Annotated in this window: 10 protein-coding genes and 2 pseudogenes; 9 read left to right on the forward strand and 3 right to left on the reverse strand. The window is 23.2% G+C overall.

Annotation, left to right across the window (positions count from 1 at the left end):
- Together ACXUB0_RS00005 and ACXUB0_RS00010 are read right to left on the reverse strand one after the other, a co-directional pair.
- A pseudogene (locus ACXUB0_RS00005) lies at nt 1–189 on the reverse strand (hypothetical protein); the annotation flags it as partial.
- Between the two features lie 264 nt (nt 190–453).
- Entirely contained in the window at nt 454–921 is a 468-nt protein-coding gene (locus tag ACXUB0_RS00010) for a hypothetical protein (protein WP_458257322.1), read from the reverse strand.
- A 982-nt stretch (nt 922–1,903) separates the two neighbouring features.
- Here ACXUB0_RS00010 and ACXUB0_RS00015 point away from each other — a divergent pair.
- The 5 genes from ACXUB0_RS00015 to ACXUB0_RS00035 all read left to right on the forward strand — a co-directional run bounded on the left by ACXUB0_RS00015 (nt 1,904) and on the right by ACXUB0_RS00035 (nt 6,635).
- Nucleotides 1,904–2,590 carry a hypothetical protein gene (locus ACXUB0_RS00015; protein ID WP_338987585.1) on the forward strand — a complete coding sequence of 229 codons (687 nt, stop codon included), beginning with the start codon at nt 1,904–1,906 and terminating at the stop codon, nt 2,588–2,590.
- A 76-nt stretch (nt 2,591–2,666) separates the two neighbouring features.
- Entirely contained in the window at nt 2,667–3,344 is a 678-nt protein-coding gene (locus tag ACXUB0_RS00020; RefSeq protein ID WP_458257323.1) for a hypothetical protein, read from the forward strand.
- Between the two features lie 168 nt (nt 3,345–3,512).
- Entirely contained in the window at nt 3,513–5,396 is a 1,884-nt protein-coding gene (locus tag ACXUB0_RS00025; protein ID WP_458257324.1) for a hypothetical protein, read from the forward strand.
- Nucleotides 5,397–5,548: 152 nt separating this feature from the next.
- On the forward strand, nt 5,549–5,920 hold the full coding sequence (locus ACXUB0_RS00030; protein ID WP_338987591.1) for a hypothetical protein: 372 nt from the start codon (nt 5,549–5,551) through the stop codon (nt 5,918–5,920).
- Nucleotides 5,921–5,930: 10 nt separating this feature from the next.
- Nucleotides 5,931–6,635, forward strand: coding sequence for a BspA family leucine-rich repeat surface protein (locus tag ACXUB0_RS00035; protein WP_458257325.1), 705 nt, complete (start codon nt 5,931–5,933; stop codon nt 6,633–6,635).
- A gap of 76 nt (nt 6,636–6,711) precedes the next feature.
- On the opposite strand, the pseudogene ACXUB0_RS00040 reads toward ACXUB0_RS00035, so the two are convergent.
- A pseudogene (locus ACXUB0_RS00040) lies at nt 6,712–7,952 on the reverse strand (IS256 family transposase).
- 307 nt (nt 7,953–8,259) lie between these two features.
- Between ACXUB0_RS00040 and ACXUB0_RS00045 the strand changes: the two are divergent.
- The 4 genes from ACXUB0_RS00045 to rsmH all read left to right on the forward strand — a co-directional run bounded on the left by ACXUB0_RS00045 (nt 8,260) and on the right by rsmH (nt 11,478).
- Nucleotides 8,260–9,027, forward strand: a complete 768-nt coding sequence (locus ACXUB0_RS00045) for a hypothetical protein (protein WP_458257326.1) — start codon at nt 8,260–8,262, stop codon at nt 9,025–9,027.
- 628 nt (nt 9,028–9,655) lie between these two features.
- Entirely contained in the window at nt 9,656–9,817 is a 162-nt protein-coding gene (locus ACXUB0_RS00050) for a BspA family leucine-rich repeat surface protein (RefSeq protein WP_458257327.1), read from the forward strand.
- 261 nt (nt 9,818–10,078) lie between these two features.
- Nucleotides 10,079–10,522 carry a division/cell wall cluster transcriptional repressor MraZ gene (gene mraZ, locus ACXUB0_RS00055; RefSeq protein ID WP_281748124.1) on the forward strand — a complete coding sequence of 148 codons (444 nt, stop codon included), beginning with the start codon at nt 10,079–10,081 and terminating at the stop codon, nt 10,520–10,522.
- Nucleotides 10,523–10,527: 5 nt separating this feature from the next.
- Nucleotides 10,528–11,478, forward strand: a complete 951-nt coding sequence (gene rsmH / locus ACXUB0_RS00060) for a 16S rRNA (cytosine(1402)-N(4))-methyltransferase RsmH (RefSeq protein ID WP_252320018.1) — start codon at nt 10,528–10,530, stop codon at nt 11,476–11,478.
- Nucleotides 11,479–11,491: the final 13 nt, after the last annotated feature.

Consider the following 11,491-nt stretch of genomic DNA (forward strand, 5'->3'; position numbering starts at 1 on the left):
TATTTTCTTATTATCACAATGATGTTTAACCATTAAAAAGTATTCTTTATACAAATTTTTACTTTCTAAAATAGTTTTTGTTTTAAATGTTTCGTTAAAGATAATATTATTACTTTCATTTGAATATATAACAATTCCATTATTACCAATTCCAGCAGGGTCAATTCCAATGATTAAGTTATATTGCATTATGTTAAAAATACTTTTTCATTATGAGTTGAAACATGTTTATAAGAACCTGTTTGGAATCTTTTAAACATAATTAAACTAAAAAAGGGAATAATTATTTCTAACCTGACAGTTAATTAACATTTTATTTTCTTTGTCATTTTTTTGTTAAAAAGATTTTATCATTTGACAACTTATCGATTAAAAATTTATTTTTCAACTATAAAATAACATTTATGATATTAATTTAATCAAAAATAAGTTAAAAAAGATCCTAAACAGGTTCTAAGAAGTAACAATATAATTAATTGGCAAATCATTATGGTTATATGGATTATTTATTTTAAAACTTTTATTATCTTGTTGTCATGTAATATTGTATTTAAAACAAGGATTAGTAATTTTAGTTTTGTTATCAGTTATTTCACCAATAAATCAACTATTATGTTGTTCATAAAATATTAATGGTTCAAGTTTTATATCATTAATATAATATTCTTTTGGTGCTTCTTGTTTATTAACAGTTATTTTTTGTTCAGAAAGATATGGTTTTAATAATTCTAATAGTTCTTGACCATTCATTTCTTTTTTAATATTTTCTAAATTAAACACTCAATATGTATAATTATTATCAACAGTAAAACTATTATTTTTAATCATTCAATTTGGAATAGATAATTTATATTCACCATAATCAATCATAATAGAATTTTGTTTTTTAATTATTTGTTCTTTTTTAAATTCTATTTGCATAATAATCCTTTCCTAATATGTTCTGTTGCTTCTAGCATAAAGAACATATAATTTGATTTTTAGATTATTAATAATACTACTATTCGTTTTATTTATTCCTGTAATTCTGGGCTCAAAAATAAATTGTGAAATTTTAAAAAACATCGAGGCATTCGATTCAATATTTATTTAATTTGCGTTTAGTAAATTAATATTTTAATTGAACCGGCACCGCTCAATTTTTTTTATAAGTTTGAAATTTATTTTATCGCCCAAAAAAATTTTTCAAAAAAAATAAAAAATAAAACCAACACTTGCTCACTGGAGAGTGGCAAGGTTGGTTAAATTAAGAATAATAATAGTTCGTCCCCACTTCGGGTCTATATATACTAGTTTCCAATTCGCTCCCACCCCAAGAATTACCATTACTGGTTAGTATATTTTATTAGGTATCACTCCACTTTTTATTTATCCATGCAAGTCCACATGGCTAGCTACTATTTTTAACAACTGTGTTGTAGTTCACTTTTTTAGTTCCCTAACACGTGTTGATAATAGCGTTAAAGACGTTTATTAAAAATTTTAAAATTTTACAATTACAAAAAAAGACAAGATTATTTCTTGTCTTTTTCCTTTGATAATAATTTTTATTTTATCTTATAAAATCTATATTTTTTAAAATACGTCGAATATAAATTTAATGGTAAAAGAGAATTTAATTTGTCTATCATCATTTTTAAATGGTAATTTTGGAAATAAGTTACTACTATGATAATTAATTATTTCGTAAATTTGACAACCGCCCATTTTATTTTAATAAAAATTATCTATCAAATTATTATTATGATATTTTTATTGTTAATTAATTTTCTAAATTAGAGTAGTATTAATAGTTTTTATAAAAATTTAATAAATGTCTTGTTTTTTAATTAAAAGTAATTTATAATTTTTATAAATAAGTATTTAATTAATTAAATAACTATTTTAAAAAGGAGAAGTTATAATGATAGTTAAAAGTGTTGACCAAGAAAAAGAAAAAGTAGATATAAAAACAAAGAAAAAAATAAAGATTAATTCAAAACAACAAATTTTTAATATTACTTTGACAGGAATTTTATTGGGATTAGCTGTTGCTTCTTCATTAATTGAAATACCTATTCAGTTTATGGGAGTAATTTTACCATTAAGAATTTTTGATTCATTAATTATTGCTTTTGCTTTACCAATTATTGGTTTATATTATACATTAGCAATTGGTATTATTGAACCTTGATTACATTTATTAGCAGATAGTGATCATCCGCCAATTCAAATTTTCTTTGATAATATTGCTAATATTTTATTTATTGTTTCTTTTTATTTTATTTACTACTATCTTTTTAAATTGTGTAATAAAAGTAAAAATTTAAAAGTAGATACTATCAAAAAAGTAAGTGCTGGTCTAGTAATAGTACCCTTAAATGCGATTATTGCTACTTTATCTTTTGCTTTAACTTTAGTAGTACTTTATTTTAGTCCTAACCTACCAAGACCTGATGAATATGATAATAATATTCTTAATTTTAATAATCATTCAGTAATTATATTATTTATTTTACTTGGTATTGAAATTTTAAGATTTATTTTTATCTTTATCTTATTTAGCTTAGTTGAAAGAAAGATAGGTTCTGCTAAACGTTATTATTTTTAATAAAAAGTATTTTATTTTATAAAATAAAATGTTAAATTAATACTTATTAATTAAAAATAAAATGTGGGAGTAACATATGAAGTTAATAGTTATTTTAATTATTATCATGAGTATTATTTTTTTAATTGGTTTTATAATAATATTTTTTCTGAAATTAAGAAAAAAGAAAATAAAATCATCAAGGAAAATAAAATATCGTTTATGTGATCCAAATTCTTATCATAGTAGCATTATCAAGAATAGAAAGTTTAAATTTAAAAGTAATAATGATTTAGTAAATAATAAAAAAGTATTGGAAATGTTAACATATTTACAGGAAAGAGATATCGCTAATTATAATAATATTATTCCTACTTTTTATAGCATTTTGGAAAAACCTATCCAACATAATTTGGAAGCTAATAAAAATGTTAATTATTTATTAACTAATATTGTTGATATTTTATGTCACCATCATCACTCTATGGTAAATCCCTTACATTTGATTAAACATTTGTTTAATAAATGTAATAATAAATTACATCAACACAAAAAAATTCTCATTTTACTCAAGAGAATAATCATTCAGTTAAACCAACACATGTTTTTAATAAAACACAAACTAATGCTTCTACACCAAAAACTAATGTTTCTACAACAAAAAAATATAATAAACATACTTTCTCATAAATTTATAAATATTCCTTTACTAGTTATTAGTCCTAACTTAACAAAAACGGAATATCTAATTAAATTCATAATTAAAATGTATTAAATATCTACTAATTTAACTTATTAGTAGATATTTTTTTTAAAAATAAAATTTACTGTACATTATTTTGTAATAGTTTATAATAATAAGAAAATCATTATAAATGGAGTGTAAAATATGAGACGAAAATTAAATTTATTTTTTACTACCAGCCTTTTATTAAGTTCTAGCATGTCGCTTTTAGCATTCACAATTGATACAAACAATATTAGTATTAATAATTTTGCCAACAACAATGTTGATACTAAAACAGCAACTAAGTATGCTAATGAAACCTCTATTGTTGGTAAATCGTTATTAATTGCTAAAAATAAAGGTTTTAATACTAATAATTTATTAAATGATATGTATAATCAAACCCCTTCTATTCAAATTGATAATCTTACAGGTAAGAATACTGGAAATGATTTTATTAATGATTGAACTAGTAACTTAGATGGTAATAGTATTAATACTATTCAATCTTTATTTCAACGTAATGGTATTAATCAATCTAAAGTTGATGCTATCACTAATAATATTAATAACTATAGTAGTTATCATGACATATTGCCAATGCTTAAAAATTATTTAAATAATTCTATTTTATCTAATGATGATACTGTTAATATGATTGATGGAATGTTAAAAAATATTAAAAATTTAATACCAAATATTAATGATTACTTATCTTATACTAATTATATTCCAATTATAACTAATACTATTGATGAATTATTAGCAGATTGAGATCAAGAAGATAATTTTAGTGGTAATACTACTTTTGAAAAAATGCAAGATTATATGTCAAAGAAAGCGACATTTGCTCAAGCTTGAAATATTCCAAGTCATGAAAAGTGATACTATGTTAAAGATGAAGCAAAAAATTGAAATTGAAATCAATTTTATGAATATATAGCTGGTGTTAATTTTAATTATATGTTTAAGTCAATATCAGGAAAATATATTGGGGAAATGATTAGCGATAATATTAAATATGCTTTATGAGGTGCTGGACCTATCGGTTTTAATTCTGATAATTTTAATGCTACATTTAGTGAAACTCTTAATAAGATTTTAACAAATCCAGTGGCATGACCTTATTTAATAAAAACAATAATACCAATGGTTAAAAGTGAAGTATTAAAATTAACTAATCCAACTCTTGGTATTGATAGTATTACTTGAGATGATAAAACACCACTTAAAAATAATACAGTTCAACTAAAAAAAGTATTAACTATTTTTCAAGAATTAATATCTTCAAAAGATAATATGCTTAAATTAGTTACCAATTTAATGACCGGACCTTTTGGTGAAGACATTATTGCGAAAGCTACCTTTGCATGAACTGATTCATATTGAACATTACCTGAGATTCAAAAGAAATTTTCTTTTATTTCAACTATTAGTGATATTCCTCAACAAGTTGTTAATAGTTTAGAATCAGCAATTAAAAATGTTCCAATTAATGACACAATTAATAAAATATTTGAGTTTACTAACAAATATTTAACAACAAATCCATTAATTGATTTAAAAGATTTAGTAAAATATTTAGATTTAACTTTCGGTAGTAAAGATTTTATTAATGCTTTAAATAATCTTAAATATATTATTAATCACCCAACAACAGATAATATTAGTAAAACTAAAGAAATATTACAATTATTAGGTGTTCAATTTGGTGATGAAACTAATTTTAAACAAGATAGTGTTCTTGCAAACTTTTCTAATTGATTAAATACTCCTACTAACAGTTTAAATTCTTTACTAAATATAATAGTTGATAAAACACATCATAATGGTGGTATTCTTGATAATATGTTAAAGGACCAAGAAAATTTATATAAAGATATGTATAGTAAATATTTTGATATTAACAATAATAGTTATTTTACTTTAAGTGATATTGCAATGAATACATTTAAACATGATGATGGTAGTGTTAGTGCAGTTTTAAGTTATAAAATTAAAAATAATTTAGATAATAAAAGTTATGATATTACATTTAAAAATGCTAATTTTCTTACAAGTAAAATCTTTAAAATAAAATTATTTCATATTAGTCAATAATTTTTAATAATTTCCTTCAATAATTAGATATTTTAATTTAAAAAGTATATTAATATACAAGTCAGTTATTGCATTTCTCTTTAAACAATTTAAAATATAGATAACTTATAGATTTAAGAAAAAGTTATTGGGGAAAATAAAGGGGACTAATTATGAAATCATTATTAACAACATTAAGTGTTTTAACACTTGCAACAACTACAGGAAATTTAATCAATATTTTAAATACAATTGAAGAAAAAACTAATATTACAACTAATTACATTCAAAGTAAAACACAACAAGATACAATTTACAAAAATAAAAATGGAGAAAAAATAAAAACTAATATAGAAGATTTGTCAGAGATAGAAAGTAAAGAGGTTGTTCAAATTGGTTTTTATAAGAATCGACAAGGTGAAATTCAAGTTGCTAGAGTGCCAAAAACAATTCAAAAAGTACCAGATCAGTTACCATCAGAAATAACATCTTTGAGTTATATGTTTACTCGTGCGAAATCATTTAATCAGGATTTGTCAGCTTAATGTAACAAATATGAGCAGTCTGTTTAGTGACACATTAGTATTTAATGGTAATATTGCTAATTGAAATGTGTCGAAGGTGACAACTATGAAACAAATGTTTTATTATGCAGCCACATTTAATCAGGATTTGTCAAAATGAGATGTATCTAATGTAACAGATATGTATGCTATGTTTAGTAAAACTTGAGAATTTAATGGTAATATTACTAATTGAAATGTGTCTAAGGTGACAACTATGAATAATATGTTTAGTGCTTCTGGATCATTTGAAGGTTCATCATCATTTAATCAGGATTTGTCAAAATGAGATGTATCTAATGTAACAGATATGTATGCTATGTTTAGTAAAACTTGAGAATTTAATGGTAATATTACTAATTGAAATGTGTCTAAGGTGACAACTATGAATAATATGTTTAGTGCTTCTGGATCATTTGAAGGTTCATCATCATTTAATCAGGATTTGTCAGAATGAAATGTATCTAATGTCACAGATATGAGTGGTATGTTTAGTAGAACTTGAAAATTTAATGGTAATATTTCAAATTGAGATGTATCTAATGTTACAAATATGAGTGATATGTTTGCATATGCAACTTCCTTCAATCAAAATATTTCAAAATGAAAAGTTGAAAAAGTAAAAAACCATGATAATTTTGCTATTGAGTCAGGAATTGCATCAGATCTTAGTAAATGACCAAAATTTAATAAATAAAATAAATGTTTCAAGAAGAAACAATAAAAAATAATGAGGCTTTTTAGAAATCTGTGTATCTTTGTTTTACAAAGTACTAGTTAAGATTAATTCTATCTTCAAATTTTATCATAAAATGAGCAATTGCTGTATTTCAATTTTGAATGGGCATTGTTCATTTTTTTGTTATATTTTCAATTGCTAAATAAAATATTTTCAATTCTTCCATATCATTAGGAAAAACTTTTTTATTTCTGATAACTTTTCGTAATTGACTATTAACAGATTCAATAGCATTTGTGGTATAAATTACTCTTTTAATTTCTGTTGGATAACTAATAAAAACTATTAAATTTTCTCAATTTTTATATCAAGATTTAGCAATTTGAGGATATTGTTTATTTCACTTATTTTCAAATGTTTCTAAAGCCTGCATTGCTTGTTCTTCATTACATGCAGTATAAATTGGTTTTAAATCTGCAACTAGAGATTTTCTATGCTTATATGAGACATATTTCAAACTATTTCTAATTTGATGAACGATGCATAATTGATGTTCTGTTTTAGGATAAACTGATTGTATTGCTTCTGACATTCCTGTTAAATTATCACTACAAGCAATAAGAATATCATTTAAGCCTCGATTTTTCATTTCTGTGAAATTGGCTAATCAAAATTTAGAACCTTCATTTTCACTAATTCATAAGCCTAAAATATCTTTTTTACCTTCTAAATCAACTCCTAAAGCTATATACACAGATTTGTTAATAATGCGTTTATCTTGTCGTATTTTAACTACTATGCAATCAAAATAAACAATCGGATAAATACTATCTAATGGTCGATTTTGCCATACTTTTACATCATCAATAACATCATCAGTAATTTGTGACTAATAACACTTTCACTAATATCAGCACCATGATATAACTCTTGTAATTGCATTCTAATATCTGATAATGTCATACCTTTTGCATATAAAGAAAGAACTTGTTGATCAAAACCATCAAATCTTCTTTGTCTTTTTGCAATTATTACAGGATTAAAATTACTATTGCGATCTCGTGGTACATCAATCTCAATTTTACCTTGTTGAGTTATTAATTTTTTTGAACTTATACCATTACGAGCATTGTCACTATTACTATGTTGATTCTTATCATATCCTAAATAATTTTGCATCTCAGAATTCAACATTTTTTCTACTAATCTTTTTGTTAATTCTTTATACAAACCTCCCTCTTTAAAAACTGTTGTTAAATCTTCAGTATTTTCTAATAATAAATCTACTGCTTTTGATATTGGATCATTATTATTAATATTTTGCTTTTTAGCCATCTGTAATTCACTCTTTCTAGGTTTATTATAGAATTAATTAAACATAGTTATTTTTGTAAGTTACACAGATTACTAAACATTACCTTTTTTATTGATAATCTAAGTAAAGATTATTATTTACATTACTTAAGATAATTTTTATTTTCTTTATTTTGAATATTGTTTTTTAAATGTTTTGATTTTATAATGTATATGAACAGACAAGAAATATATGCTTAAATCATTAAGCCTGTTTAGTATTATTACCTAAACAGGTTTTTTTGCTGTTTAATTAGAGAAATTTTAACTTAGAAAGAAGAGTAATTAAATGATAAATAATCAAGAACAGTATAAAAAAATTATTACTATTGTTTTAAATGCTATTGGTGCTGGTAGTGCTGGTGCAACTACTAAATTATTACATAATGCTCGTCAAGTTTCACAATGATTAAATTTAGCAAATGCTTTAAATAGGGGTGTTTTTGGGACAGCATTTACATTTTTACCAGATAGTAAAAAAGTAGCAACATTAATAGAAGTTTGAAAAATATTAATAAATACCTCATATATAGTTACAACATTAGATGTTAATTTTATTAAAACAATATTTACTAAAGCAAGTAATTGAGATTTAACAATTCCTAATTTACTACCATTTATTAGTTTTGAAATATCTGCTATTTCTGGTGTTTTGGCTGGAACAACAACACTTACACGTATTTATTTTACTAATAAAGATTCAGCAACTAATAAAATATTAAAGTCAATTGAAGATGGTTTTAATTTATTATGTCCTTTTGCTGCAATTATTGGAGGAGGATCATTATTTTGAACACCTGGTCTTGATTCAAAAATTATTGCTCCAATTTTTGCTACACTTGATGGAGTTTCTGGAACTACTAATTGATTAATAAATAAATTTTGAAATCCTATTGATTTTGAGACTAATAATGAAAATCAGAGCATATTGGATAATGAAGAAAATGGTACTTTATTAATTAATGATGAAGAATTTAAGACAAGATGTAATGAAACAAATATTGATAATGATTCATCTTCATTAAACTCTGTTAATTCAGTTTTTGTTGCTAATTAGTAATAGTTTTTTGTTAAATTTATTTAAATAGATTTTTAAAATTTAATAATAAAAAACTACTAGCATCTTTGTTGTTGCTAGTGGTTTTTATTGTTTGATTTGTTAATGTTGTGCTAAAAGTAGTGTTTTGTGGGAGTATAAATATTTGTTATTGCATTATCTTAAAAAGCATTCTAAGAACCTGTTTAGGATCTTTTTTAACTTATTTTTGATTAAATTAATATCATAAATGTTATTTTATAGTTGAAAAATAAATTTTTAATCGATAAGTTGTCAAATGATAAAATCTTTTTAACAAAAAAATGACAAAGAAAATAAAATGTTAATTAACTGTCAGGTTAGAAATAATTATTCCCTTTTTTAGTTTAATTATGTTTAAAAGATTCCAAACAGGTTCTAAGAACCTGTTTAGGATCTTTTTTAACTTATTTTTGATTAAATTAATATCATAAATGTTATTTTATAGTTGAAAAATAAATTTTTAATTGATAAGTTGTCAAATGATAAAATCTTTTTAACAAAAAAATGACAAAGAAAATAAAATGTTAATTAACTGTCAGGTTAGAAATAATTATTCCCTTTTTTAGTTTAATTATGTTTAAAAGATTCCAAACAGGTTCTAAGAATTATGACTGGTATGTTTGCTGGCTCAGTATTATTTGATCAAGATCTTTCAAATTGAGATGTATCCAATGTACTAGATCACACTCATTTTGCTGTTGGTTCAGCAATTTCTAATTCTAATAAATTACCTAAATTTAAAAAATTTTTTATTAATAACACTATTTAATTTGATCAAAAGTATTTAATTTCTAAGTAAGTAATTATAATAAAATATTTAAAATATTATATTTGTTTTTTATAAAAGCATATAATATTGACAAACGGTAAATTTAAAAAGTTTTAACTCATTTCTTTATTTTTTTAAAGTAAATGAGTTTTTATTTTTATTATTATATGTTCTTTTATTTTACTGACTAGTCATACATTTAAAGTAATCAATTGCAATTATATGCCAAAGGTTATATAATATGGGTAATAGTGGGAAAGTGTGGGTGATATTATGCTACTAGGACAATCATTGTCAACATTAGATGAAAAGAAACGAATGATAATTCCTTCTAAGTTTAGAAGTTATTTTCATAACAATGAGATTGTTATTGTTTCTAAAGGTTTTGAAGGCTGTTTAGTTATTCGTAACGAAATTGAATTTATTAAATGACAAGATAAAATCTTATCACAATCCGAAGGTCAGAAAGAAGCCAGAATTTTAGCAAGACAAGTATTTGCTAATTCAGAAGAATTAACTATTGATAGTAAAGGTCGCATTAATATTCCACATTCATTATTGACACTAGCTGATATTAAACAAAAAGTAATTATGATTGGACTATCCAATAAAATTGAGATTTGATCAGAAACTAATTGAAATAGTTTTAATCAAGATACCAAGGATAAATTTGAGTCGGCGGCAGCAGCTCTAGATGAGATATAAAAATTATGAATAATATCAATGCAAGACACATTTCTGTAATGTTAACAGAAGCAATTGATTTCTTAAATATTAAACCTGATGGTATTTATGTCGATTGTACATTAGGACGAGCAGGTCATAGTAAAGTTATACTATCAAAACTTACCTCTGGCAAACTATATGCTTTTGATCAAGATCAAATGGCCATTGATAATAGTAAAATTATTTTAAAAGATTTTAAAGATAAATATGAAATAATTAAAAGTAATTTTGCAAATATTCAATCTGAGCTTTTAAAAAGAAATATTACTAAAGTTGATGGTATATTATATGATTTAGGTATATCATCACCACAAGTTGATGAAGATATTAGAGGATTTAGTTATATGAAAGATGCTAAGTTAGATATGCGTATGGATCAAAGTCAAAAATTAAATGCGTGAGATATTGTTAATAATTATAATTATGAGCAATTAAAAACAATTATTAAAAATTATGGTGAAGAAGTATTTGCTAGTAGTATTGCTAAAAATATTATTAAAACAAGAACTTTTCAACCAATTGATACCACTTTACAATTGGTTACGATTATTAAAAAATCATTACCAGTAAGAGTATTAAATAAGCATCATCATCCTGCTAAAAAGACTTTTCAAGCATTAAGAATTGCTGTTAACAATGAGTTAGAAACATTAAAATCTTCTTTAAAACAATCTTTGAAATTATTAAAATCTAATGGTAGAATTGTTGTTATTAGTTTTCATTCTTTAGAAGATCGTATTGTTAAACAAACTTTTAATGAAGTTTTAATTGATCCACAAGCACAATTATATGCTAAATTACCAGTTCACAATAATTGAAAAACAAAATATCAGTTAATAATTAAAAAACCAATTACACCAAAGCCTGATGAAATAAATAAAAATCCAAGAGCACGAAGTGCAAAACTAAGAGTTATTACTTATATTGATTCATAAAAATGTTTGGAGG

The sequence above is a fragment of the Spiroplasma endosymbiont of Dactylopius coccus genome, from assembly GCF_977110965.1.